The following is a 25,319-nucleotide window of genomic DNA, read 5'->3' as shown; positions in this document are numbered from 1 at the left end:
AGTCCGCACGAAAAGGCCTCATGCAAAACTCTGTATGAGGCCTTGTACTGGCGTTGAGTTTTGAGCGATTGTGTTTGGCGTTACAGCGCCAAAATTCCCAGGTGCTCAAGCAGGATCTCGAGCCCGATGAGGATAAGCACGACGCCGCCCACGATGGTGGCGGGTTTTTCGTAGCGCGCGCCAAAGGTGTGGCCGATCACTACGCCGGCGACGGAGAAGATAAAGGTCGTGATGCCGATGAGCGATACAGCGGGCATGATGTCGACCGAGAGCGCGGCAAATGAGATGCCAACGGCTAGGGCGTCGATTGAGGTGGCGATGGCGAGGATCATGTACTCGCCCAGGTCAATCTTTTCGGCATCCTTGCCGTCGCCTTCATCCTCGTCCTCGGTAAAGGCCTCCCACAGCATTTTGCCGCCAATGAAGGCGAGCAGGATAAAGGCGATCCAGTGGTCGATGGGGCCGATGATGCCCATAAACTGGCTGCCAAGCGCCCATCCGATCACGGGCATGCCGGCCTGGAAGCCGCCAAAGAACAGGCCGAGCACTACGGCGACCTTAAGGTTGATCTTCTTCATGCCAAGGCCCTTGCAGATGGATACGGCAAAGGCGTCCATCGAAAGGCCAACGGCGAGCAGCACGAGCTCTGCGAGTCCCATAGTCTGGCTCCCTCTCTGCGGGCGGGCCCGCGTGTACCTCTTGGGGGAGCAACAAAAAGACTATCCTTGGCACATGGTTGAGTGGGTAGTCAAAAGAGCCCGTCCCAAATTAGCTATCTTAGCGGTGTTCGCTCATTCTGTAAGCATCGGATTTCGCGAGCGCCGCGGGGGCAAACCGTGAGAAACTATTTAGCGTTTATGGAGCGTATACGATGGGAGCGATGCCTTGGATAAGAACGAGCTGCAAAAGCGTATGGAACAGGCCATCCGCCTGACGGCACCTGGTCAGCCGATCCGCACTGCCCTCGACATGATCATCGCCGGTCACCTGGGCGCCCTTATCTGCGTTGGCGACACCGAAAACGTGCTCACTGCCGGTAACGACGGCTTCCCGCTCAACATTTCGTTCACCTCGAACCGTCTGTTCGAGCTCTCCAAGATGGACGGCGCCATCGTCATCGACGGCGACCTCACCCAGATCCTGCGCGCCAACTTCCATCTCAATCCCGATCCCTCGCTTGCCACGAGCGAGACGGGCATGCGTCATCGCACCGCCGCTCGCATGTCGGTGCTCACCGATGCCATCGTGATCTCGGTTTCGGCTCGTCGTGCCGTCGTCAACGTGTACGTCCACGGTAAGAGCTACGAGATTCAGCCTGTCACCACCATCATGAGCTCGGTCAACCAGCTCGTCGCCACGCTTCAGACCACCCGTCAGTCGCTCGACCGCTCCCTGCTGCGTCTGACGGCCCTCGAGCTCGATGACTACGTTACGCTCGCCGACATCACCGGCATTTTCTCGAGTTTCGAGATCATGCAGCAGGCAAAGACCGAGCTTAAGGATTGCATTGTCAAGCTGGGCAACCAGGGCAAGCTCGTGCAGATGCAGCTCGAGCAGCTCGCCGGCTCCAGCATGGATACCGAATACGACCTGATGATCCGCGACTACGCAAGTGATTCCTCTGAGGCCAACGCCGAGAAGATTCGCGCCAACCTGAGCCGTATGACACCTAAGGACCTGTCCGACCCACAGCATGTGGCGGCGGTTCTGGGTTACGACGACCTGGACGAGGACTCCGTCATGACGCCACTGGGCCTGCGCACGCTTTCGCGCGTGTCCGTCGTGCGCGACGGCGTGGCCGAGAAGATCGTCGACGAGTACGGCTCGTTGCAGGAGCTCATGGACGACATCAGCGAGGATCCGGAGCGCCTGGGCGACTTTGGCGTCAACAACCCTGCCATTCTTGCGGATTCCCTGTACCGCATGAAGGGCACCAAACAGGGGAACGCATAATGGCGCCCGTATGCGCCGTGGTCGTTGCCGGTGGCAGCGGCCAGCGCTTTGGTAACCCCGGTGGCAAGCAGCTCGTCAATGTAGCGGGTCGTCCGCTTATGAGCTGGTCCATCCGCGCGTTCGATCGGAGCGACAAGGTCGGCCACATCGTGGTGGTGTGTCCTGCTGAGCGTCGTGCCGAGATGCGCCGCCTGGCCATCGACCCGTTTGACTATGACACGCCCATCAGCTTTGCCGACGCCGGCGATACCCGTCAGGATTCCACCCGTGCCGGCGTGCATGCGGTTCCGGCGGGTTTCGAATATGTCGCCATTCACGACGGCGCTCGTCCGCTCATTACTACCGAGGCGATCGATCACGCTATCGACGTGCTCGTGAGCGACCGCGCCCTCGACGGTGTCGTGTGCGGTCAGCCCGCGATCGACACGCTCAAAATCGTCGATGGCGATAATATCGTCGAGACGCCGCCGCGCGAACTCTATTGGGCCGCACAGACGCCGCAGATCTTTAGCGTCGACGCCATGAAGCGCGCTCACGCCGCTGCTATCGCCGAGGGCTTTATCGGTACCGACGATTCATCGCTGGTCGAGCGCATGGGCGGGCGCGTCCGCTGCGTCCAGAGCCCGCGCGATAACCTTAAGGTGACGGTGCCCGAGGACCTGCGTCCTGTAACCGCTATTCTGCTTGGCCGCATGGCCGAGGGAGAGGACCTTCCCCATGTTCAGTAACCTGCGCATTGGCCACGGCTACGACGTCCACCGTTTGGTGGAGGGGCGTCGATGTATCATCGGCGGGGTCGACATTCCCTACGAGCGCGGCCTGCTGGGTCACTCGGATGCCGATGTGCTCGCGCACGCGTTGGCCGACGCCATTCTGGGCGCCTGCCGCGGGGGAGACATCGGCAAGCTGTTCCCCGACACCGACCCCGCCTACGAGGGTGCCGACTCGATGGTGCTGCTTGCTCGCGTGATGGACTATGCGCGCGAGCTGGGCTTTGAGTTTGTCGATGCCGACTGCACCATTGCCTGTCAACAACCTAAGATCACCCCGCACCGCGATGCCATGCGCGCCAACCTTGCCCATGCCCTGGGCGTTGACGTCGAAAACGTGGGCGTCGCCGCCACTACGACCGAAAAGCTCGGTTGGGAAGGCCAGGGCGAGGGAATCGGCGCCTGGGCCGTCTGCCTGCTACAGAAAACCGTTAAGGAGTAACGAATGCGTATCTACAACAGCGCTACCCATAAAAAGGAAGAGTTCCAGCCCATCGAGTCCGGCAAGGTCCGCATGTACGTGTGCGGCCCCACGGTCTACGACAACATCCACATCGGCAATGCCCGCACGTTCATCAGCTTTGACGTGATTCGTCGCTGGCTTATCGCGAGCGGCTACGAGGTCACGTTCGCCCAGAACCTCACCGATGTCGACGACAAGATCATCAAGCGCGCCAACGAGCAGGGCCGCACTGCCGCCGAGGTCGCGACGGAGTTCTCCGACAAGTTCATCGGCGTCATGCGTGCCGCCAATGTGCTCGATCCCGATGTGCGCCCCCGCGCCACCAAGGAGATCGGCCCCATGATCGCCATGATCAAGACGCTTATCGAGCAGGGCCACGCTTACGCAGCCGATAACGGCGATGTGTACTTTGCCGTGCGCAGCGATCCCAACTACGGCCAGGTCTCGGGCCGCAACATCGACGACCTTATGGTGGGCGCGCGCATCGAGGAGAACGAGGACAAGAACGACCCGCTCGACTTTGCCCTGTGGAAGGCCGCCAAGCCCGGCGAGCCCAGCTGGCCGAGCCCCTGGGGCGAGGGCCGTCCCGGTTGGCACACCGAGTGCGCCGCCATGGTGCATCGCTACCTGGGCACCCCGATCGACATCCACGGCGGCGGCTCCGACCTTGCCTTCCCGCATCACGAGAACGAGTGCGCCCAGGCCACCTGCGCCTGGCACCAGGGTTTCTCCAACACCTGGATGCACACGGGCATGCTGCTGGTAGACGGCGAGAAGATGTCCAAGTCGCTCGGCAACTTCTTTACGCTGGCCGAGGTCCTCGAGCAGCACTCCGCTGCCGCCCTGCGCCTGCTGATGCTGCAGACGAGCTATCGCTCGCCGCTCGACTTTTCTTGGGAGCGCTTGGAGGGTGCCGAGAACTCGCTCACGCGTATCGCCGGTACGGTCGAGAACCTGCGCTGGGCCGCGAACCATGCGACGGCCGATGCCGATGAGGCAGCATCCGAGGCGTTTGCCGCCAAGGCCGCCGAGACCCGTGCCACCTTTAAGGAGTGCATGGACGACGACTTTAACACCGCTGGTGCCATGGGTGCCGTCTTTGGCTTTGTGACCGAGTGCAACCAGTACCTGGAGCAGGCGGGCGACGCTGCCGACAAGGCCGCTGCCCTGGCCGCCGCCGATATGCTGGTCGAGCTGCTCGATACGTTTGGTGTTGAGCTTCCCGAGCCCAAGGTCGAGCTGCCGCTGGGTCTGCTGGGCGTTGCCGCCGGTCTGGTTGCCTATACGGGCGACGACGTGGACGAGGCTGCTGCCAAGATTCTCGAGGCCCGCGCCGAGGCCCGTGCCGCCAAGAACTGGGATCTGGCCGACGCCATCCGCGGCCAGCTCAAGGACCTGGGCCTGACGATCGAGGATACTGCCGCCGGCACCCGTATCAAATCTCTCTAATCCCCGCGGGTTTCCCAAGCACCCGACCTTGCCGTTCAAACCGTCGCTCGCGTACTCAAGTACGCGTCGCTCCTCTTTCACGGCAATCTCGGGCACTTGGAAAACCCGTACCGACCGCTTGAGCTATTCGTCTTAAGCGGTCGCTTCTTTTGTCTTGCTTGAATAATTTTTTAAAGGAGGCCGTTTTATGGCCGACAATCGCAAGCGTGCGCCTCGTGGCGGCAAGCAGACTGCTTCTGGCTCGCGTCCGATTCGCCGCAACGACCGCGCTGCCGCTCCCAAGGGCCAGCGCGATCGCGCCCAGGCCGCACGTCCGCAACGCGATCGTAACCGCGACGCTATCCAGGTTCCCAAGGGCGAGTTTATCGAAGGTCGTCGTGCTGCCGCCGAGGCGCTACGCACTGGTTTTCCCATCAAGTGCGCGCTCATTGCCGAGGGCGGGGAGCGCGATGCGGCCTTGTCGCGCCTGGTCGACGACCTCAACGCCGCGGGTGTCCGCATTAAGTATGTGCCGCGCGCGCAGCTCGATGCGCTGTCGAGCCATGGCGCCCACCAGGGCATTGCGCTCGAGGTTGGCAACTTCCCCTATGCCGATGTCGCCGATATTCTCGACCGCGCAGGTGAGGGCCCGGCACTTGTCGTAGTGCTCGACCATGTGACTGACGACGGCAACTTTGGTGCCATCGTGCGTTCCGCCGAGGTTGTGGGCGCGGCCGGCGTCATCATTGCCAACAAGCGCGCCGCCGGCGTGACCGTGGGCAGCTACAAGACTTCAGCCGGCGCCGTCATGCATCTGCCTATCGCGCAGGTGCCCAACATCGCCCGTGCGCTCGACGATCTTAAGACCGCTGGCTTTTGGGTGGGCGGTGCCTCCGAGCACGCCGAAGGCAGTTGCTGGGATGCTCCCTTCGAGGGCCGCGTGGCGCTCGTCATGGGCTCCGAGGGCGACGGCATCTCGCGCCTGGTGCTCGAGAAATGCGACTTTTTGACCAAGCTTCCCCAGCGCGGCATGACCGAGAGCCTCAATGTTGCCCAGGCGACCACGGCGCTGTGCTTTGAGTGGCTGCGCCGCAACGCCGGCGAGCTCATGGGGGAGGAGTAGCGCATGTCCAAGAAGAACCGCGCCAAGTCCAAGGCCAAGCGCTTTGGCGAGGGCTCGGCCAAGCCGATTGTTTCGGCCGCGACCTACGGCGTGGGCGGCAATGCGTTTGCGCAGGCTATCGCCGACCCAGTCTCGACGGTGCACTCCAGCAAACCCGAGCTGCTGGTGGTCGACGGTTACAACGTGATCCACTGCACGCCGCGCTACGAAAAGCTCGTGTACGACCATTCTGACGATCCGTATTCCAGCGACGTTCACGATATGGCGCGCACCGCCCTCATCAACGACGTTGCCGCGTTTGCCCAGGGCCGCTACGAGGCCGTAATCGTGTTTGACGGCGCGGGCAATATCTCCAGCGAGCGCCCCAACCTGCCGGCCCGCGGCGTGCGCATCGAGTTCTCGCCGACGGGCGTATCGGCCGATACCGTAGTGCAAAAGCTCTGCATCGAAGCGCGTGAGGAAGGTCGCGCGTGCTCCGTGGTATCGAGCGACGGCACGATCCAGGCCGTCGTCATGGGCAAGGGCGTTACGCGCATCTCGAGCCGCATGCTGGTGGACGAGATCAAACAGATCGATAACGATGTTCACGAGGCAGAGGAAGCTCCGCAGATCAAGATGACTCTGGGCAGCCGCCTGAGCCCCGAGGCCCTGGCCAAGCTCAAGGCCCTGCGCGGACGGTAAGGGATTATCCATAGAGACCTGTTTCCCAATTGGCCGGCCCGTTGATTTGTAATCAATGGACTGTGGGTTGCCGTCGCCAAAACGAATAGTTTTTGGTTTTGGCGAACGGATAAAACTGTTCGTTCTGGCGAATAGTTTTGAGATGTGGTCGGGTGAAGGGCCTGTTGCGCCTCGTCCGCAATTCCTTTATTCTTAACTGGCTTCGCGCGAAAGCGCCAAGTGTGCCAGTGTGGCGCAACGGTAGCGCAACTGATTTGTAATCAGTGGGTTGCAGGTTCGATTCCTGTCACTGGCTCCATGAGAGTTTCGGGCTCTGTTTCTATATGGGACAGGGCCCGTTTCTATTTATGTTGACATGTCAGCGGGTTTGACTTCCACCAGGCTTCAGGTTTGTCTTGATCTGTAACACGGGCGGGCTGAAAACCCTCCTTATAGTTACAGATCGAGACATTGCCAAGGGACGGCCGATAACATCTCGATCTGTAACACGAAGAAGCTGAAAACCGTTCTTACTGTTACAGAATGAGACGTAAGCGGAGGTCTCTGCGTAATATCTCGACCTGTAACAGATAGGGGAGAAAATGTTCTCTATATGTTACAGATCGAGACAAAAGCCGTGTCGAGCTCGGCTGCCCCCCTGAGCGTGGATTATCGAACGTACGAGCGTGGAAAATCTCCCGCTTAGTGAATGATCGTGGATAATCTGCCACTTTGGCCTTGGGGGCACGCCAATAGTGGGAGATTGTCCACGCTCGATTTCAAACGGAAGAAAATCCACGCTCGAATCTGCCGCGGAAGCCCGATCTCGACCTATATATAGGTGCAAATAGGCTGTTATCGAAGTTCGATCCTGAAGGTGTACTCCACTACACCAAAGTGTTACCTTGGGAAACGTCACCGCTGTATCCAAAACCACCGTCCTTCACATCCAAACTCAACAAAACCGCAGGTCACGGCTATATAGATACGCCCGGAACCGTGTATCTAGAGGTTTTCGTTGACAGCCCCCAAGGTTGCATCGTATTATCTTTTTCGTTCGCGGGGGCGGCGGTCCAAAAGACCAAAGGACCTGCGGATACTTGAACGATTGGGAGTTTGCCCGAGTGGTTAATGGGGACGGGCTGTAAACCCGTTGGCTCTGCCTACATAGGTTCGAATCCTATAGCTCCCACCCGTCAAGTGCCTGTATAGCTCAGTCGGTAGAGCACTTCGTTGGTAACGAAGAGGTCACCAGTTCAAGTCTGGTTGCAGGCTCCATCCGGCGGTGTAGCTCAGTTGGTTAGAGCACACGGTTCATACCCGTGGCGTCACTGGTTCGAATCCAGTCACCGCTACCATAGGTAACACGGTGGCTTCTCAATAGTATGTTGAGAGGCCACTATGGTATAAAGGCAAAGTCCCGTCCGGGGACGACCTGTTAAGAGGAGGGCTTTATGGCCAAAGAGAAGTTTGAGCGCACTAAGCCGCATGTTAACATCGGCACCATTGGTCACGTCGACCACGGCAAGACCACGCTGACCGCTGCCATCACCAAGGTTCTCTCCGAGACCGAGGGCTGCAAGGCTGACTTCACTGCGTTCGAGAACATCGACAAGGCTCCCGAGGAGCGCGAGCGCGGCATTACGATCTCCGTCTCCCACGTCGAGTACGAGACTGCTGCCCGTCACTACGCTCACGTTGACTGCCCGGGCCACGCTGACTACGTCAAGAACATGATCTCCGGTGCTGCTCAGATGGACGGTGCTATCCTGGTCATCGCCGCTACCGACGGCCCCATGGCTCAGACCCGCGAGCACATCCTGCTCGCCCGTCAGGTTGGCGTTCCCTACATCGTCGTCTTCCTGAACAAGTGCGACATGGTCGACGATGACGAGCTCATCGACCTCGTCGAGATGGAGACCCGTGAGCTCCTCTCCGAGTACGATTTCCCCGGCGACGACATCCCCGTCATCCGTGGTTCCGCTCTGGGCGCTCTCGAGGGCGACGCCAAGTGGATGGACGCTATCCGCGAGCTCATGAAGGCCGTCGACGAGTACATCCCGACGCCTGCTCGTAACAACGACCTCCCGTTCCTGATGGCCGTTGAGGACGTTATGACCATCTCCGGCCGTGGTACCGTAGCTACCGGCCGTGTCGAGCGCGGTGAGCTCAAGCTCAACGAGCCCGTCGAGATCGTCGGCATCAAGGATACCCAGAACACCGTCGTTACCGGTATCGAGATGTTCCGTAAGTCCATGGACTTCTGCGAGGCTGGCGACAACGTCGGTCTGCTGCTCCGCGGCATCAAGCGCGAGGACATCGAGCGCGGCCAGGTTCTCTGCAAGCCCGGTTCGGTTACCCCGCACACCAAGTTCACCGGCGAGATCTACGTTCTGACCAAGGAGGAGGGCGGCCGTCACACCCCGTTCTTCGATGGTTATCGTCCTCAGTTCTACTTCCGTACCACCGACGTTACCGGTACGGTCAAGCTCCCCGAGGGCACCGAGATGGCTATGCCTGGTGACCACATCACCATCGAGGGCGACCTCATCCACCCGATCGCCATGGAGGAGGGCCTGCGCTTCGCTATCCGCGAGGGTGGCCACACCGTCGGTTCGGGCATCGTCTCCACGATCATTGAGTAAATTAGCTCTTTGATTTAGCTGACTTAGAGAACCCGGCACTTTTAGGGTGCCGGGTTCTTTTCTACGCGGGGCTTGTTCCCTGCCGATTGCGCTTCGCTCGCCCTTAAGCCGAGCGTGGGGGATCGATTAGATTTCGCTGGCTTCATTGATGTGTTCCAAATATGAATGGATCCACCGAGAACCAATTGATTCGAGGTTTTCATTGACAGCACTTACATAGAGCTGATAAAGTACCATCTCGTGCCCGTACGGGGCGGAAATGAAAGGTTCAGGATAAATGCGTACTCTAGTTACTCTTGCGTGCACTGAGTGCAAGCGCCGCAACTATACGACCACCAAGAACAAGTCGAACATGCCTGATCGTATGGAGATCAAGAAGTATTGCCCCTGGTGCCGTCACCACACGTTGCACAAAGAGACTCGCTAGTCTCTAGTCATATACGCCAGTAGTTCAATTGGTAGAGCATCGGTCTCCAAAACCGAGTGTTGAGGGTTCGAGTCCTTCCTGGCGTGCCAGTCATTATTCCGTAAGCTCCCAATTGGGGGCTTACGGTTTACTCATGTATAAGCGCATTGCGCGGAGGTAACCCAAATGGCCAACAAGAAGAACAAGAAGAAGGCACAGCAGCAGGCGCCTGCCAATAACGCTGCCGCCAACTCCAAGGTTGAGGCCAAGAAGGCCGTTGCCAAGAAGAACGAGAAGGCTGCGAAGTCCAAGAAGAACGAGAAGCCTGGTTTCTTCGCCCGCACCAAGAAGTATTTCGCTTCGGTCAAGTCCGAGATGAAGCGTGTCACGTGGCCCGATAAGAAGGAGCTCGTGAACTACTCTGTCGTCGTTTGCGCTTCTCTGATCGTCGTCGGCGTCGTCATCGCTCTGCTCGATGCTGGCTTTGGCGAGGCTCTTGCTCTGTTCTCTGGATTGAGGGGCTAAACCATGTCTAAGCGTTGGTACGTCGTTCACACTTACTCTGGATACGAGAACCGCGTTAAGTCCGATCTCGAGCATCGCATCGAGACCATGGGCATGCAGGACCGTATCTTTGATATCGAGATTCCTATGGAGCGCGTCACCGAGATTAAAGAGGGTGGCAAGCGCGAGACCAAGGATTCTAAGATCTTCCCGGGTTATGTCCTGGTCCGCATGGAGATGGATGACGATGCTTGGACGTGCGTTCGTAACACGCCTGGCGTCACCGGTTTCCTGGGCGGCAACGGCAAGCCCGCTCCGCTTTCCCGCGACGAGTACAACAAGATGACTCGTCGTCCCGGTAAGGGCGATTCGCCCAAGCGCACCTCGGTCGATATTCAGGTCGGCACGTCCGTCCGCGTCACCGATGGCCCGCTTACCGACTTTGATGGCAAGGTCTCCGAGGTTAACACCGAGGCTGGCAAGCTCAAGGTCACGCTGATGATCTTTGGCCGCGAGACGCCGGTCGAGCTCGACTTTAACCAGGTCGCTGTCATCGCTTAAGTTTTCGTCCGTTCGCGCGAGCGTGCTTCTTCTGTGACTGCTCATCTCAGGAGTGCTTCTAACACGTGCGTGCTTACGATATAGCAAGTACTTCACACTCGTGATTCGAAAGGAATGACCATGGCTGAGAAGAAGGTTGCCAACGTCATTAAGCTCCAGATTCCTGCTGGTGCAGCTAACCCCGCTCCTCCCGTCGGCCCCGCCCTGGGCGCTGCTGGCGTGAACATCATGCAGTTCTGCCAGGCCTTTAACGCCGAGACGCAGGACAAGAAGGGCGACATCATCCCCGTTGAGATCACTGTCTACGAGGATAAGTCCTTCTCCTTCATCACCAAGACCCCGCCGGCGGCTCACCTCATCAAGAAGGAGCTGAACCTCAAGTCTGGTTCCGCTAAGCCCCAGGCCGACAAGGTTGGTCAGCTCTCCCAGGAGCAGCTCACCAAGATCGCCGAGATCAAGATGCCGGACCTCAATGCCAACGACATTGACGCCGCCAAGAAGATCATCGCCGGTACCGCCCGTTCCATGGGCGTCACCATCGCTGAGTAGCGATTTCTTATGGTAACGACGGGTGCTCCGACCGGGGCGCCCGTTAAATGTGTGCAATAGGGCACACGATACGATGTGGGAGGGCTCACGCCCGTTTAACCACAGGAGGTAATGCACATGGCTAAGCATGGTAAGAGCTATAACGCCGCTGCCGAAAAGATCGACCGCGCCACGCTCTACACCCCCCTTCAGGCTGCCAAGCTCATCAAGGAGCTCGACACCGCCAAGTTCGACGAGACCGTCGAGGCCCACTTCCGTCTGGGCATTGATACTCGTAAGGCTGACCAGAACATCCGTGGCTCCATCTCCCTGCCCCACGGCACCGGCAAGACCGTTCGTGTTGCCGTCTTCGCCGAGGGCGAGAAGGCCCGTGAGGCCGAGGCTGCCGGCGCCGACATCATCGGTTCCGACGAGCTCGTCGCCCAGATCCAGAAGGGCGAGATCAACTTCGACGCTGCTATCGCTACGCCGAACATGATGGCCAAGGTTGGCCGCATCGGTAAGATCCTTGGTCCCCGTGGCCTCATGCCGAACCCCAAGCTCGGCACCGTGACCATGGACGTCGCCAAGATGGTCTCCGAGCTCAAGGCTGGCCGCGTTGAGTACCGCGCCGACCGCTACGGCATCTGCCACGTGCCCCTGGGCAAGAAGTCCTTCACCGAGCAGCAGCTCGTCGAGAACTACGCTGCCCTGTACACCGAGATCCTGCGCGTCAAGCCCTCTTCTGCTAAGGGCAAGTACGTCAAGTCCATCTCCGTGTCTTCCACCATGGGCCCTGGCGTCAAGGTCGATCCCGCTATCCAGCGCGACTTCCTGGCTGAGTAACTAACAGTTACTGCCTGAGCAAAGCAAGCATTGCTAAAGAGACCCGGTTCTGCCTCGTGCAGGACCGGGTCTCTTGCTTTTGAGTCAACGAAACCACCACGAAGGGGACAGGCACCCTTGTGGTGGTTTTACTTGTGTTGTACTTTAGCGCGATGTAGTACTACCCGAGGCCGAAGGGAGCCCAACATGTTTAGGAACACGCAACAGCTCCTAGGCCTAGCGCTACTAGATTGGATAGCGCGCTAGGGTTGTAATCTCGCTATAACGATTTGTTGTACCCGGGTGCGCTATCGTCTGCCGCTTTCAGGCGTGATGAGCGACACGGGTATTTTTCTATCTCTAGGCCTTCTCTCTCTCCTGAAAGCCATCTGTCATAAAACGGTCAATCAGGAGGAACATATAAGCCGCAAAATCACAATCTTTGACGCCACCCTGTGCGACGGTGAGCAGTCGCCGGGCGCCAGCATGAATACCGAGGAAAAGCTCTTCATCGCCCGCCAGCTGGTGCGCATGAACGTGGACGTTATCGAGGCGGGCTTTCCCATCTCGAGTCCTGGTGACTTTCGCTCCGTACAGGAGATTGGCAAGATTGCGGGCGACCGATGCACGGTATGCGGCCTGACGCGCGCTGTCGACAGGGATATCGAAGTGGCTGCAGAGGCGCTCAAAACGGCCCAGAGGCCCCGTATCCATACAGGGCTGGGTGTGAGCACCAGTCACCTGCGCGACAAGCTCCATATGACTGAGGAAAGGGCAATTGAGTGAGCGATCCATGCCGTCAAACATGCTCGCAAGTTCGTTGACGATGTTGAGTTTTATGCCGAGGATGCCGGCCGCTCCGATCAGGAGTTTCTGGTGCGCATTATCGAGGCGGCCGTAAAGGCCGGTGCCACGGTCGTGAACATCCCCGATACGATGGGCTACAACATGCCGTGGGACTTTGGCGCCCGCATCCGTGACCTGCGCGGGCGCTGCGGGTGCGGCCGGTCAGCGTGCGGTCGACGTGATGGAGTATCGCGAGTACGAGATTGAGCGCATTGCGCGCCAGGCATTTGAGGCGGCGCGCAAACGTCGCGGCAAGGTGACGAGCGTTGATAAGCGCAACGTGCTGGAGACGAGCCGCATGTGGCGCGAGATCGTGCATCGCGTGCAAGACGAGGAGTACTCCGACGTGGAGCTTGAGGACCTGCTCGTCGACAACGCCGCCATGCAGCTCATCAGTCGACCGGCAGACTTTGACGTCGTGGTGACGGAGAACATGTTCGGCGACATCCTGTCCGATGAGGCGGCTCAGATTACCGGATCGCTCGGTATGCTTGCCTCTGCCTCGCTGGATGATGGCGTATCGCTGTTTGGGCCGAGCGCTGGCAGCGCTCCTGACATCGCGGGGCTCGGCGTGGCCAATCCGCTGGCTCAAATCTTGTCGGTGGCGATGCTGCTGACCTACGCGCTCGACATGGGCGAGCAAGCCGCGTGGATCGAGAGCGCCGTGGCGCGCGTGCTCGACGAGGGCTGGCGCACCCGTGACATCGCCGATGTCAACACCCCGGCAGATAAGATCCTCGGCACCACGACGATGGGCGACAAGGTCGTCGCCGCGCTGTAGGCGATGCCGATTCAAGCTGTCAAATATCTCAATCTGTAACATCTAAGGGGCAAAATCGTTCCTACCTGTTACAGATTGAGATTTTCGGCCGAGCATCCGTGGTCTGTCTCGATCTGTAACAGCTAACCGATTATTTGGGCCCTACCTGTTACAGATTGAGACAAACCGTTGGGACAGGTCGGACGAGTCAGCAAAACCACCACAAAGGTGCCGGTCCCCTTCGTGGTGGTTTTTAGCGCAACGAGGTGTTCCCAGCCGACCATACGGGCGGCCTTGCGCTCACGCTGCTCGATGACAGCGCATCTTTAGACGCGAAGTGCGGAACCGGGTGCATATACGAGCCGCGTAGCGTTACGAATTCATGGGAATGACCGTATCGCCAATTTGTACGCTTGCAATCTTGTCTGTGTCACAAACTTGCGAGAACGGCCAGGTCTTGTGGACATCAGTGGTGCCGTTATCCAGTTTATTTGCGAAATAGCCGCTGTGGCTGGTTGCGTCCTCAACATGACCGTCTTTGAACGTCACGATGAGGGGTATGTTGCCAACGGCATCCATGGACTCCTCCATGTTTTGAGACATCTTGCCGCTGTTGTTGTCGTGTTCGATGGAACGATCTATGTTGTAGCGGACTGAAACGCCAACGCAGGATACGGTGGCCTCTTGAATCGTCGCCTTGGTGCCGTTAAAGTTGACCGATTTGGGCGCGGGAATCGTAACGGATGTATCTTCGTAATTCAGCTGGAACTTAAGATCCCATGGGCCCGTAAGTATTTTCTTATACTCGGGAAGCTCTTTGCCAGCACGTGGCACAACGAGAGAGTTGATATGCGTGCGGACGGTCCTGCCCATAAGGCCGGGTGATTCAACGCTGAACTGTGCAAAGTATTGAATGCTGGAGTCATTGGGGTTCTTGTCAATGAGCCATGATTGGCCTTGGCCGCCATGCTCGCCATCAACGTATACGTTTCCATCGACACTTCCGGCGATAGTTCCGTTCTCGCCCGGCTCGGAAAGCTTTTTCAGGGCAGCGGGATCGTCGAACGTAAGCGTATAGGCGATGGTAACCATATCCTTGTCGCCCATGATGGCGTCGGCGGTCACGGTGACTCCGTTGTTGGAGCAGCTAGCACCGACGGGCCGGCCAATACGGTCGATGATCTCGGTTTGAGAAGCAGGTCCGTCAAAGATGTCGGAAAGCATGTCAGAAGGAAGCGGCAGGACGCCTGTTGCCATAGCCGTGCCAGCGCCTCCAATGACGATAGCGAGGACTGCCGTTACAGCGGCAATGCGAGCGACTGTTCTTACGGGATGGCGGGCGATGCGCGGCTTGCGTCGCGTGCCATTAAAGTTGCTTTGAGCGGTCGCCGCATCGCTTGAGGCGACGGACTGAGCAATCGAGTTTGCCATGTGCTGCTTCGCATTATCGGTAAACGAAATGTGCTCCAGGGCGTGGCGATAGTCATTCGAATTCGTAGTCATTGTGGTCTCCTTTCAAGGAAAGCCGAAGTGACGCACGTCCGCGGCTAAGGTGCTGGGCGGTTGCAGCTGGCGTCGCGTGAACGGCGTCTGCGATTTCCCTGATGCTCATGCCTGCGTAGTAGTGCAAAAAGATGGCGATGCGCTGTGCTTGAGGCAGGGCCGTGACAGCGGAAAGAATGGCGCAGTCGCGTTGCGCGAATTCTTGCTCGGTATGTGTTACGGGTGCGCAGAAATCGGGGAGCGAATCGAGGTCGACAACCGGGTGATTCGCGTGCGTACGGCCGATATCGCGACATGCGTTCAGTGCGACTCGGATCACCCAAGCACGTTCGTGTTCGAGCGAGTCGAACGGTTGAGTGCGTTGGAGAATCTTGATCAGCGTGTCCTGGCAGATGTCTTGAGCGTCGTCAGCGGATCCAAGGGCCGAATAGCACAATCGAAGGATGAGGTCGGAATACGTGTCGACCAAGCGCTTTGCTTCCCGCTCGATCTGATCGGCATCGCATCGGAGCGTGCTATTGCGGTTACGGCGTGCAGGCATAGTGTCACCTCCAATTGGTCGTGGTGGATATAGGGAAGGCGTCTCGCGAGGTCCCTCTACATACAACACGGTCGAGACTGCATAAGTTGACAAAAAAAGACGGCACGCGAGCGCCGTCCTTACAAAACAATGAGTGTTCTCGTTAATTACACAAGCACCGTGATGGACAGGTCGGACGAGTCAGCAAAACCACCATAAAGGTGCCTATCCCCTTCGTGGTGGTTGTTGGCAGTTACCAGGGGGTTCTGGCGGTTGAAGACTCGATTGCTTCGTGGCGTTTGAGCTCGCGGCGCATGGTTTGCGAGTTGAGCCAAGCGGCCTTCCAACCGCGCGTGGGGTAGCGCGCCTCGTCAATTTCGATCTTGGTATAGCCGCAGGCGTTGACAATCTTCGTTCCGCATGGGTGTTGGCGCTCGCGTTGAAAGTTGGGGCCGTAGCTTTGGTGCACATGCCCGTGAATCATATAGTCGGGACCCCAAGACTCAAGAGCCGCATTAAAGCACTCGAATCCTCGATGCGGCAGGTCGTCCAGGTCGCCCATGCCTGCGACGGGTGCATGGGTAAGTAGAATATCGCATCCGTCTACCAGTGCGATTTTTCGCGATAGCTTGCGCATGCGTTTTGCCATCTCGCGCTCGGTATACATGTTCGCGCCGTCGCGGTAGCGCATGGAACCGCCCAGACCCGCAATGCGAATACCTCGGTACACATATACGCTGTCCTCAACACAAATGCACCCGCCCGGTGCATGGCGCGCGTAGCGGTCGTCGTGGTTGCCACGAACGTACACAAGCGGTTTGTTGATGACAGTGACCAAAAACTCAAGATAGTCCGGATCCAGGTCGCCTGCGGATAGAATCAGGTCAACGTCCTCAAAGCGCTCCTTGCGAAAACATTCCCACAGGCAGCGCTCCTCTACATCGGCAATGGCTAGGATATTCATAGGGCACGGACCTCCGGCTCGTTATCGAGCTGCGGAATCGAGCCTATAACGTTGTCGGCCAGCCAGTCCATCTCGACGATTTGCGTGCTCGGCAGCGGGGGAAAGCCCTCGATCTGCACCACGCCGTCTTGGCTATGAAGCTCGCCGCCAAATGGATTGATGGAGCCCTCGACGATGCCATTGCGGAGGAGCTGAACAAGCTTGCGCGTCTGATAGGGTAGGCCCGGAGCGTAGCGAATATCGATGACGCCGGAGCTCATACCGTACCAGTAGTTGACGGCGCGCACCTGCTGGTCATCGGCGGTCTCGTCCCATGTGCCGTGCAGTAGGCTGCGTACGATGAGTTCGTAGTAACGGCCCCAGTTCCATACCGGCATAGCAATACCGGTAACTTCCTTGCCGTTTACCAGACGGTGAAGCCCGTAGGCGGTGGGGTCCTCGAGAGACTTGGACATATCGGCGCCGGTCATGACGCTCACGCCTTCGCGGCACATGGCCTCGGCAAGGCCTCCGGCGGGCACATCGCCCCAGGTCAGGATAACTTGCGCGCGGGGGTCGAGTAGCGAGGCGCCAATCGCAAAGGCGTTGATTTCACTGAGCGCGCCCGAGGCGAAGACCGACGCGTGGTAACCGATGCGGTGGTTGTCCGCCATGCTGGCGGCAAGGGCGCCCAGGAGGAACTTGGCCTCGTACATCTTGCCAAAGTACGAACGCACGCTTTGGTGGGGAAGGCCGATAGAGCAGTTGAGGAATCGCACCTGGGGATACTCAACGGCAGCCCTGAGCGTGTATTCCATCAGGCGGTGCGAGGTCGAGAAGATGACGTTAGCTCCATGTTTGACAGCCGTTTCCACGGCGGCGTAGAACACGTCCGGATCGTGGCAGTCCTCGAACGCCTCGGTGCGCACGATACCGCCAAAGTGCTCATCGAGATACTGACGCCCTTGGTCGTGCAGACTGTCCCAGCTCGACGTTGCGCAGGGGAATTCATGGATAAAGGCGATGCGCAGGGGGTTGGCCGCCGAATAGACGGTCTTGCCCATAAAGAAGTTGAGCACGCCGGAGGTGGACTTAGCGGGCGACTCTTCCTCATCGACACTCGGTGCTTCGACAAGATCGACCTTGTCTTCGTTATTTTTGCCGGCAATGACCAGCTCGCGCCAAATCTTACACAGGCGGTTTACGACGATATCCGTCGGCGTATCCAGTAGACGGTCTTGGTTGTACACGTTGAGGTAGACGAGCATGGCGTCGGCGGGCGTAATGTCCAGATGGTCGCCGCCGGCGCGCAGGTAGGCGCGTTTAAAGAGTAGGAAGGTATGGCGCAGGTAGTCGACCTTTTTCTGTGGCCACTTTTCGACAAGGTCCTGGCCGAGCATCTTGGCGAGCGTCTCATAGCTTCCCTCGCGCGAGAACTCGATCTCGTATAGGGGGCAGACGCGCCAAAACGCGCAGAACTCGCCGTACAGGCGACTTTCGACGGAATCCCATTTTCCGGGGTAGAGGCGGGTGACCTTGGCCGAAACCGTCGGGGCGTCCAGGAATTTGAGGACGCTGACGCGCTTGTTGCCCTCCTGGACGTAGAACCGATGCATGAACTCGGTGACGATGATGGGGTCGCGATAGCCCTCGGTCACCTGGATGTCGTAGAGGTTGGACCACTTGCGGGCGAACTCGGTGTTAAACGGCAGCAGGGGCATAAAGTTGCACGAAAAGGCAGACTGACGGCCCTTGGTAACCGTGCCGACGACCATTTCGAGCGGAATATCTCTCAGGCCGACATTCTCTCGCTGGCCTAAGGGGAGCTGGGAAACCAAGCTATCGAGGTCCGTGAGATACGGATGCTCGCTTTGACTAATGGCGCGTCGACGTCCTTGCTCGCCGCGCTTGCGTGCTTGACGATAGGCCTCTTCCATAGTTTTGCTCCCTTAGTCGTTTAAACAACTATATGAACCATGGTACCATCGTCTCGGTCGCTCGAAAAGGGGCAGCTCGTAAAGGGCGGCTGGGCCATTGAGAAATAAACCGCTCATTTGCCCAGATAAAACCAGCCTAAATAAACCTGTCCTTATTTGGTGGGTTGGGCAATGATGGGGGCGATGGCGCGGATGCAGGCGTCGGCTGCCGTAAAGGTGGTGCTGTCGTCACTGACGATAAAGATGATCTTACCCTTAATGCCAAAGTCGCCGATCTCGCTAAAGAGCACGTAGGGTTCCTTGTCAAAGCCCGAGATGGGTGAAACGGCGACCTTGGTGGCACAGGCGAGCTCGTCTGCCAGCGCATCGAGCGAGTCCCACTTTGACGTGTCCTTCACCGCGACGGGAACGACAACGCGTCCAAAGGGCATGAGGTGCACGAGTGTGTTCTTGGAGATGTTGGAGTTGGGGACGATGATGGTCTGTCCGCAGGCGTCCTCGATGGTCGTGTGGCGCCAAGTGATGTCCTGGACCACGCCCGACACGCCGCCGACCTCGATATTGTCGCCGGGCTTGATGATGCCCATAAAGGTCACTTGCATGCCGCCGATGAGGTTTGACAGCGTGTCCTGAAAGCCGAGCGAGATGGCGATGCCGCCGACGCCAAGAGCGGCGACGAGGGCGTTTGCGTTAATGCCAAAGCAGTTGTCGAGGATAAAGCTGCCGCCGATCGTCCATATGACGGCGCGCGCGATGTTGATGAAGATGCTGGATGAAGGGAGTGGGTTATCGTCGCGGTTAAGCAGGTGGCGCAGGGTCTTGGACGCGACCTTGGCGGCAACGGCGGTGCCGATGGCCAAGATACCTGCCCAGATGATGTTGTGGACCCATCGTTGTGCAAAGAAATGAAGAATCGGCTCAAACAATTCCATGTAGGGAAACCTCCTAATGATCGTCCAACCATGATACCCACCAAAAAGCCCGTCCGATCACATCGGACGGGCCGATAACTTGAGATGGGGTGGCCGCGGTGGCGTAAGCTGGGCCGCCGGCGAGCACGCCGGCAAGGAGTGCGGCGGTCAAGCAAGACGGGGAAGGAGTCTTCTCATGGCAGTTTCCTTAGTTCTTAACCAGTGGTTCCTGCTGACGCTGGATTATCGACATGATATGCGAAAACCGTCGCAAAGGTATCTGTTCCTTTGCGGCGGTTTTGACGTTTGCGCAGATAAAACCTGCCAAAATAAACCTGTCCCTTATTGGCAGGTTTTAGCTCAGCAGCATGCGGTCGTTGGCGAGCTCGCCGCCCGAGACCTCCTCGAACTTCTGCAGCAGGTCGGCGACGGTGAGCGACTTCTTCTCGTCGCCCGCCACGTCGTAGATAACGTGGCCCTCGTGCATCATGATCAGGCGATTGCCCAGACGGATGGCGTCATTCATGTTGTGCGTGACCATGAGCGTGGTCAGGTGGTTCTCGTCGACAATCTCCTCGGTCAGATTGAGCACCTTCGATGCCGTCTTGGGGTCGAGGGCCGCCGTGTGCTCGTCGAGCAGCAGCAGGCGCGGCTTGGTGAGCGTGGCCATCAGCAGGGTGAGTGCTTGGCGCTGACCGCCCGAGAGCAGGCCGACCTTGGCGTTGAGGCGCGTGTCCAGGCCGAGGTCCAAGCGCTTGAGCAGCTTAACGTACTCGTCCTTCTCGGCCTTGGTGACGCCCCACGAAAGACCGCGGCGCTGGCCGCGGCGCTTGGCGAGGGCCAGGTTCTCGGCAATTTGCATGTCGGCTGCGGTGCCGCGCATGGGGTCCTGGAACACACGGCCCAGGTACTTGGCGCGCTGCGACTCACTCAGACGCGAGATGTCGGTGCTGTCGAGCTCGATAACGCCCGAATCGAGCGGATATACGCCGGCGATCATGTTGAGCAGCGTGGACTTGCCAGCGCCGTTGCCGCCAATCACGGTTACAAAGTCGCCATCATTCAGGGTAAGGTCGACGCCGGTGAGTGCGCGCTTCTCGGTGACGGTGCCTTTGTTAAAGGTCTTTTTGACGTGCGAGAGCTTAAGCATCTGCCTCATCTCCCCTCGTGTAGGAGCTGCGGAGCTTATAACGCTCCCAAACCACGGGCACGCACAGGGCCACGGCAACGATTACGGCGGAGAGCAGCTTCATGTCGTTGGCGTCCATGCCCAGCTGCAACACGATGGCGCGAATGAGGAAGTACACCACAGAGCCAAAGACGGCGGAGGCCAGGCGGACGCTAAACTGCGTCAGACCGCCGGGCAGCAGGCGGCCGAGCACCTCGCCGATAACAATGGCGGCAAGACCGATAACGATGGCGCCGGTGCCCATGCCAATGTCAGCGTACTTCTGGCTCTGGCAGATGAGCGCACCCGAAAGGCCGATAAGGGCGTTGGAGAGCACGAGGGCAATCATCTTGGTGGAGTTGGTGTTGACGCCCAGGGCGCGGATCATGTACTCGTTGTTGCCGGTGGCACGCAGCGCCGAGCCGATCTCGGTGCCAAAGAACCAGTACAGGATGGCGACGATGGCCACGGCCAGCACAATGCCCAGGATGATGGCAACGGTGGACTGCGGCAGGCCCGTCATGTGGCTGACGGATGAGAAGATGGTGCCCTTGGCAAGGATGGGCGTGTTGGATTTGCCCATGATGCGCAGGTTGATGGACCACAGACTGATCTGCGTAAGGATTCCGGCGAGGATTGCAGGAATCTCAAAAACGGTGGTCAAGATGCCCGTGACCGCGCCCGCGATGGCGCCGGCGCACATGCCGGCCAGCACGGCGAGCAGCGGGTCGACGTTGTTATTGACGATGAGCACGGCGCAAACACAGCCGCCGAGGGCAAAGCTGCCGTCGCAGGTCATATCGGGGATGTCGAGCAGGCGGAACGTGATAAACACGCCGAGCACCATGATGCCCCAGAGGACGCCCTGCGAAACGGCGCCCTGCAATGCAATGAGCATGCTTCATACCTCCTAGGATAGGGTGGACACGTGATTTTCCATAATAGCGGTACCAATGCATAAAAGAGCGGTGGACAGACGTTTTGTTTTACCTGAAACAAGCAGGGCGAACGCCGGTCTTTAGCGTTCGCCCCAATGACTCAGATATTGAATAACGCAGTAGTGGCGCGCGTGCGGGCCCTAGACGCGTTACCGCGCATGGCGCTACGCGTCCAGAGCGGAAAGGTCGATACCCAGAGCCTCGGCCATCTCGTCGTTTTTGACGACGACCAGGTCCTTGCTCGAGAGTTGCTCAATCGGCATATCCTCGGGCTTGGCCTCGCCCTTCAAGATCTTGACGGCCATCTCGCCTGCAGCGTAGCCCAGGTCCTCATAGTTGATGGAGAGGGTGAACAGACCGCCGGCCTTGCACATGCCCTCCTCGCCAGTCACAAAGGGGAGCTTGTTCTCCTTGCAGATCTGGCCGACTTGCGAGGCGCCCGCGGCGATGGTGTTGTCGGTGGGGGAGTAGAGCGCGTCGACCTTGCCCACGGCAGACTCGACGACGGACTGAATCTCGTTGGAGCTCGAGACGGTGAAGTCAGTGTACTCGAGGCCCAGCTTGTCGAGTTCCTTCTTGGCGGCCTTGATCTGGACGTCGGAGTTGGACTCGGCGGTGCAGTAGAGCAGGCCGACCTTCTTAACGTCGGGCAGGACCTTCTGCATCATCTCGAGCTGCTCGGCGACCGGGGTGAGGTCGGAAGCGCCCGTGACGTTGGTGCCGGGCTTGTCGTTGTCCTGGACCAGGCCGGAAGCGGCGTAGTCGGTGATGGCGCAGCCAACGATGGGGATATCAGCGGTGGCGCCGGCGGCAGCCTGCGCGGCGGGCGTAGCGATGGCGTAGATCAGGTTGACGCCGTCGCCTACGAACTTGTCGGCAATGGACTTACACGTGGACTGGTCGTTCTGGGCGTTCTTCTGGTCGATCTTGACCTTGAGGCCGCTCTTCTTGATGGCCTTGACGAAGCCGTCGTTGGCGGCATCGAGCGCGGAGTGCTCGGTGAGCTGCAGAACGCCGATGGTGTAGTCGGAACCGGCGGCAGCGGAGCCGGAACCAGAGTTGCCGCCGCATCCGGCGAGCGGAGCGAGCGCGAGCAGGCCAGCGGAGACAAGAAGGCTCCTGCGGCTGATGGTGATGCCCTTCATATCATTACCCCCAGTGTAAAAATGGCTGGAAACACTGCACTAGGAAAAAGTGCAAGTGGGACTATAGTAACGCCGATGTCCATTTTTACAATAACCTGGCGGGTTTTTTAATACTGAACCGGATGGGCGGTGCTGAGAAACGACGGACGGTAACGGGGCTTACGCTGCGGCTTACGCTGCGGGCGCGGGGCTGTCTTCTTCGTCTAGCGCGGCAAAGAGTTTCTTGCCGTCGAGCAAACGCGTGCTGACGTTTCTCATGCGGCTGACCTCAACGGTGCGCAGGGTATCGTCGGCGCCTCGGGTGTTGTAGACCGTTCCCAGCAGATACGAGACGCCATCGCGCTGCCTGATGGCAAAGGGCCGGACCGTCATCCGCACCACCTCGGTTTCGCCTCGGGTCAGGACGTTTGAGATATCAAAGCTGACAGTTGTTCCATGGTCGATGGCCTGTTCGACGAGCTCGCACGTGTCGATACGCTTGGCGTGCGGACGCGCTGTCTTGATGGGCACGTCGTTGGCGGCCGGTGTCGGTTCGGGCATATCGAGATAGCCGCGAACATCGGCGCTCGCCATGGCGACCAGGTGCTGCGCCATGCTTTTTCGAATGGCTATGGGCGTCGATCGGTTGCGCATGACCATGCCATGGAGCCGTATGATCTCCTCGTCAGCAAGCGGGCGGGTGAGGAGCCGATAGCCCACGCCGCGTTTATAGTCGATTTCGTATCCGGCGTGACGAAGTGCGGATATCGAGGTATAGATGCTGCGGCGTGCCGCTGAGATGGGCATGCGGGCGGGGTCGTCGGGATGGGCGAGGAGCTCGACCAGCTCGTCGGAAAGCAGCGCCTTGTCCTCGCCGGTGTTCTCGCTCAAAAGCTGCAGGATGCGTACGGCGCGATAGGCTGCCATCGAGGCGGAGCCCCTGGTCGTGGTCTCGTAGTTTTCAACAACGGCTTCGGTCATAGTGCCCACGTCCTTTCTTTTTGGTGATGGCAGATCAGAGCCTAGGGCGCGGAACCTGGCCAAGGACACGTGGCGCCTTGGACGGTCGATGGTTGCCGGCAAACGGCGGGTCGAGTTTTCAACAACCCTGCCTAACTGACCAAAACCTTGCCAAAAGCTTGACGGCTGCTGTTGAAAAAAGCGCCTCTCGGCCGATGTCGAGAGGCGCTTGTGCGATGAGCGTTGCGCGTGGCGACGCGAGCTAGTGCCCGACGATTAGAAGTCGGCGTTGCCCACGGTGCGCGGGTGCGGCAGGACGTCGCGGATGTTGCCCACGCCGGTGAGGTACATCACCAAGCGCTCGAAGCCCAGACCGTAGCCGGCGTGCTTGCAGGAACCGTAGCGGCGCAGGTCAAGGTAGTACTTGTACTGCTCGGGATTCATACCCAGGTCCTTGATGCGGGCCTCGAGCAGATCCAGGCGCTCCTCGCGCTGGGATCCGCCGATAATCTCGCCGATACCGGGAACCAGACAGTCGGCGGCGGCGACGGTCTTGCCGTCCTCGTTCATGCGCATGTAGAAAGCCTTGATCTCGGCCGGGTAGTCGGTTACGAAGGTCGGGCGCTTAAAGTGCTCCTCGGTCAGGAAACGCTCGTGCTCGGTTTGCAGGTCGATGCCCCAGCTCACGGGATAGTCAAACTTGTGACCGGCGGCGACGGCCTGCTCCAGGATTTCGACGGCCTCGGTATAGGTGACGCGGGCAAAGTCGGAGTTGGCGACATGGTCTAGGCGCTCGAGCAGACCCTTGTCCACAAACTTGTTGAGCATATTGAGCTCGTCGGGGCAGGTGGCCATGACGTCCTTAAGGACGTACTTGAGCATGGCCTCAGCGTTGTCCATGTAGTCGTTGAGGTCGGCGAAGGCCATTTCGGGCTCAATCATCCAAAACTCGGCGGCATGGCGCGTGGTGTTGGAGTTTTCGGCGCGGAAGGTGGGGCCAAAGGTGTACACGTCGCCAAAGGCCATGGCAAAGTTTTCGGCATTGAGCTGGCCGGAAACGGTGAGGCTCGCATGCTTGCCAAAGAAGTCCTGACTCCAGTCGACCTCGCCGGCCTCGGTGAGGGGCGGGTTTTGGGGGTCGAGCGTGGTCACGCGGAACATCTCGCCGGCGCCCTCGCAGTCACTCGTGGTGATGATGGGGGTGTTGACGTAGACAAAGCCCTGCTCCTGGAAGAAGCGGTGGATGGCGGCAGCCGCGACAGAGCGGATGCGGAACACGGCGCGGAACAGGTTGGTGCGCGGGCGCAGGTGCTGCTGGGTGCGCAGGAACTCGACGGTTGCGCGCTTCTTCTGCAGCGGGTAATCCGGGGCACTCGTGCCCTCGACCTCGATGGAGGCGGCAGAAAGCTCGAAGGGCTGGGGCGCATCGGGGGTCAGCTTGACGGTGCCGGTGCAGATGAGGGCGGCCGAGACGTTTTGATGGGCGATCTCGTCGTAGTTGTCGAGCGCCTCGCGGTTCATGACGACCTGCAGGTCGCGGAAGCAGCTGCCGTCGTTGAGTGTAACGAAGCCAAAGTTCTTCATGTCGCGGACGGACTTGACCCAGCCGGCAACGGTGGCGGTCTGGCCACCGAGCGACTCGGCATCGGCATAGAGCTGCGCGATTTTGGTGCGGTTCACGTATCCTCCCATAACGGTTGAATGATAGTTATCCATACAGTTCGATATTCTAGCAGCTCGGCTCATTTGGGCTATACAGATAAGGCATTGGCGGGATGGTTTTTCAAACGAACCTTGATTGGCAACTTTATCCGAACACCTCCCACATTCACCCGCACATGTG

Annotated in this window: 24 protein-coding genes, 5 tRNA genes and 1 pseudogene; 19 read left to right on the top strand and 11 right to left on the bottom strand. The window is 59.1% G+C overall.

Going from position 1 to position 25,319, the window contains the following annotated elements:
- Window positions 1-80: 80 nt before the first annotated feature.
- Complete coding sequence (locus DW211_RS07625; RefSeq protein ID WP_118260123.1) at window positions 81-659, bottom strand: manganese efflux pump MntP family protein; 579 nt, start codon at window positions 657-659, stop codon at window positions 81-83.
- A gap of 253 nt (window positions 660-912) precedes the next feature.
- On the opposite strand from DW211_RS07625, the gene disA reads away from it, so the two are divergent.
- The 19 genes and pseudogenes from disA (at window position 913) to DW211_RS07530 (ending at window position 13,493) form a co-directional block, all read left to right on the top strand.
- Window positions 913-1,953 carry a DNA integrity scanning diadenylate cyclase DisA gene (gene disA, locus DW211_RS07620; RefSeq protein WP_369832395.1) on the top strand — a complete coding sequence of 347 codons (1,041 nt, stop codon included), beginning with the start codon at window positions 913-915 and terminating at the stop codon, window positions 1,951-1,953.
- Window positions 1,953-2,681 (top strand): 2-C-methyl-D-erythritol 4-phosphate cytidylyltransferase, encoded by a 729-nt coding sequence (ispD, locus tag DW211_RS07615; RefSeq protein WP_035137545.1) that lies wholly within the window; start codon window positions 1,953-1,955, stop codon window positions 2,679-2,681. Before disA ends, ispD begins: the two co-directional genes overlap by 1 nt.
- Window positions 2,671-3,165: a 2-C-methyl-D-erythritol 2,4-cyclodiphosphate synthase gene (gene ispF / locus DW211_RS07610; RefSeq protein ID WP_006234975.1), complete on the top strand. Its 495-nt coding sequence runs from the start codon at window positions 2,671-2,673 to the stop codon at window positions 3,163-3,165. The genes ispD and ispF overlap by 11 nt, the downstream gene beginning before the upstream one ends.
- 3 nt (window positions 3,166-3,168) lie before the next feature.
- Complete coding sequence (gene cysS / locus DW211_RS07605; RefSeq protein WP_118260119.1) at window positions 3,169-4,635, top strand: cysteine--tRNA ligase; 1,467 nt, start codon at window positions 3,169-3,171, stop codon at window positions 4,633-4,635.
- 187 nt (window positions 4,636-4,822) lie between these two features.
- Window positions 4,823-5,737 (top strand): 23S rRNA (guanosine(2251)-2'-O)-methyltransferase RlmB, encoded by a 915-nt coding sequence (rlmB, locus tag DW211_RS07600; protein ID WP_118260117.1) that lies wholly within the window; start codon window positions 4,823-4,825, stop codon window positions 5,735-5,737.
- Between the two features lie 3 nt (window positions 5,738-5,740).
- The gene (locus tag DW211_RS07595; RefSeq protein WP_118260115.1) at window positions 5,741-6,418 is read left to right on the top strand and encodes an NYN domain-containing protein; all 678 of its coding nucleotides are present in this window, start codon (window positions 5,741-5,743) and stop codon (window positions 6,416-6,418) included.
- A 223-nt stretch (window positions 6,419-6,641) separates the two neighbouring features.
- Window positions 6,642-6,716, top strand: a tRNA-Thr gene (locus DW211_RS07590).
- A gap of 791 nt (window positions 6,717-7,507) precedes the next feature.
- Window positions 7,508-7,589: transfer RNA gene (locus DW211_RS07585), tRNA-Tyr, on the top strand.
- A 10-nt stretch (window positions 7,590-7,599) separates the two neighbouring features.
- Window positions 7,600-7,675 (top strand) — tRNA-Thr (locus DW211_RS07580).
- Window positions 7,676-7,678: 3 nt separating this feature from the next.
- Window positions 7,679-7,755, top strand: a tRNA-Met gene (locus DW211_RS07575).
- 96 nt (window positions 7,756-7,851) lie between these two features.
- Window positions 7,852-9,042: an elongation factor Tu gene (tuf, locus tag DW211_RS07570; RefSeq protein ID WP_035137538.1), complete on the top strand. Its 1,191-nt coding sequence runs from the start codon at window positions 7,852-7,854 to the stop codon at window positions 9,040-9,042.
- Window positions 9,043-9,319: 277 nt separating this feature from the next.
- Window positions 9,320-9,469, top strand: coding sequence for a 50S ribosomal protein L33 (gene rpmG, locus DW211_RS07565; protein WP_117655047.1), 150 nt, complete (start codon window positions 9,320-9,322; stop codon window positions 9,467-9,469).
- A gap of 13 nt (window positions 9,470-9,482) precedes the next feature.
- Window positions 9,483-9,558: transfer RNA gene (locus DW211_RS07560), tRNA-Trp, on the top strand.
- Between the two features lie 76 nt (window positions 9,559-9,634).
- Window positions 9,635-9,973, top strand: coding sequence for a preprotein translocase subunit SecE (secE, locus tag DW211_RS07555; RefSeq protein ID WP_006234983.1), 339 nt, complete (start codon window positions 9,635-9,637; stop codon window positions 9,971-9,973).
- A gap of 3 nt (window positions 9,974-9,976) precedes the next feature.
- Window positions 9,977-10,513, top strand: coding sequence for a transcription termination/antitermination protein NusG (gene nusG / locus DW211_RS07550; protein ID WP_006234984.1), 537 nt, complete (start codon window positions 9,977-9,979; stop codon window positions 10,511-10,513).
- 120 nt (window positions 10,514-10,633) lie between these two features.
- Window positions 10,634-11,062, top strand: coding sequence for a 50S ribosomal protein L11 (gene rplK, locus DW211_RS07545; RefSeq protein ID WP_055285217.1), 429 nt, complete (start codon window positions 10,634-10,636; stop codon window positions 11,060-11,062).
- Window positions 11,063-11,179: 117 nt separating this feature from the next.
- Window positions 11,180-11,887, top strand: a complete 708-nt coding sequence (rplA, locus tag DW211_RS07540) for a 50S ribosomal protein L1 (protein ID WP_117736544.1) — start codon at window positions 11,180-11,182, stop codon at window positions 11,885-11,887.
- A gap of 312 nt (window positions 11,888-12,199) precedes the next feature.
- Window positions 12,200-12,919 (top strand): annotated as a pseudogene (locus DW211_RS07535) (hypothetical protein).
- Window positions 12,828-13,493, top strand: coding sequence for an isocitrate/isopropylmalate family dehydrogenase (locus DW211_RS07530; protein WP_226790685.1), 666 nt, complete (start codon window positions 12,828-12,830; stop codon window positions 13,491-13,493). The pseudogene DW211_RS07535 and the gene DW211_RS07530 overlap by 92 nt, the downstream one beginning before the upstream one ends.
- A 351-nt stretch (window positions 13,494-13,844) precedes the next feature.
- Here the strand turns inward: DW211_RS07530 and DW211_RS07525 are convergent, their stop codons facing one another.
- The 10 genes from DW211_RS07525 to asnS form a co-directional block, all read right to left on the bottom strand.
- Window positions 13,845-14,975, bottom strand: coding sequence for a DUF4179 domain-containing protein (locus DW211_RS07525; protein ID WP_117635373.1), 1,131 nt, complete (start codon window positions 14,973-14,975; stop codon window positions 13,845-13,847).
- Window positions 14,956-15,516 (bottom strand): RNA polymerase sigma factor, encoded by a 561-nt coding sequence (locus DW211_RS07520; protein WP_117583099.1) that lies wholly within the window; start codon window positions 15,514-15,516, stop codon window positions 14,956-14,958. The genes DW211_RS07525 and DW211_RS07520 overlap by 20 nt, the downstream gene beginning before the upstream one ends.
- A gap of 232 nt (window positions 15,517-15,748) precedes the next feature.
- Window positions 15,749-16,459 carry a metallophosphoesterase gene (locus DW211_RS07515; RefSeq protein WP_117639531.1) on the bottom strand — a complete coding sequence of 237 codons (711 nt, stop codon included), beginning with the start codon at window positions 16,457-16,459 and terminating at the stop codon, window positions 15,749-15,751.
- Complete coding sequence (locus DW211_RS07510) at window positions 16,456-18,375, bottom strand: BMP family ABC transporter substrate-binding protein (protein ID WP_118260113.1); 1,920 nt, start codon at window positions 18,373-18,375, stop codon at window positions 16,456-16,458. The genes DW211_RS07515 and DW211_RS07510 overlap by 4 nt, the downstream gene beginning before the upstream one ends.
- A 152-nt stretch (window positions 18,376-18,527) precedes the next feature.
- The gene (locus DW211_RS07505; protein WP_118260111.1) at window positions 18,528-19,307 is read right to left on the bottom strand and encodes a mechanosensitive ion channel family protein; all 780 of its coding nucleotides are present in this window, start codon (window positions 19,305-19,307) and stop codon (window positions 18,528-18,530) included.
- 334 nt (window positions 19,308-19,641) lie between these two features.
- Window positions 19,642-20,436 (bottom strand): ABC transporter ATP-binding protein, encoded by a 795-nt coding sequence (locus tag DW211_RS07500; protein ID WP_117786137.1) that lies wholly within the window; start codon window positions 20,434-20,436, stop codon window positions 19,642-19,644.
- The gene (locus DW211_RS07495; protein WP_117646065.1) at window positions 20,429-21,352 is read right to left on the bottom strand and encodes an ABC transporter permease; all 924 of its coding nucleotides are present in this window, start codon (window positions 21,350-21,352) and stop codon (window positions 20,429-20,431) included. The genes DW211_RS07500 and DW211_RS07495 overlap by 8 nt, the downstream gene beginning before the upstream one ends.
- Window positions 21,353-21,556: 204 nt before the next feature.
- Window positions 21,557-22,537, bottom strand: a complete 981-nt coding sequence (locus DW211_RS07490) for an ABC transporter substrate-binding protein (RefSeq protein ID WP_118260109.1) — start codon at window positions 22,535-22,537, stop codon at window positions 21,557-21,559.
- 171 nt (window positions 22,538-22,708) lie between these two features.
- Complete coding sequence (locus DW211_RS07485; RefSeq protein WP_117843636.1) at window positions 22,709-23,497, bottom strand: hypothetical protein; 789 nt, start codon at window positions 23,495-23,497, stop codon at window positions 22,709-22,711.
- Between the two features lie 255 nt (window positions 23,498-23,752).
- Window positions 23,753-25,156, bottom strand: coding sequence for an asparagine--tRNA ligase (gene asnS / locus DW211_RS07480; RefSeq protein ID WP_117843635.1), 1,404 nt, complete (start codon window positions 25,154-25,156; stop codon window positions 23,753-23,755).
- Between the last annotated feature and the right edge of the window lie 163 nt (window positions 25,157-25,319).

This window comes from Collinsella sp. AM18-10 (assembly GCF_003471585.1).
GTDB lineage: Bacteria > Actinomycetota > Coriobacteriia > Coriobacteriales > Coriobacteriaceae > Collinsella.
This window is presented reverse-complemented; position numbering and strand designations above follow the sequence as displayed.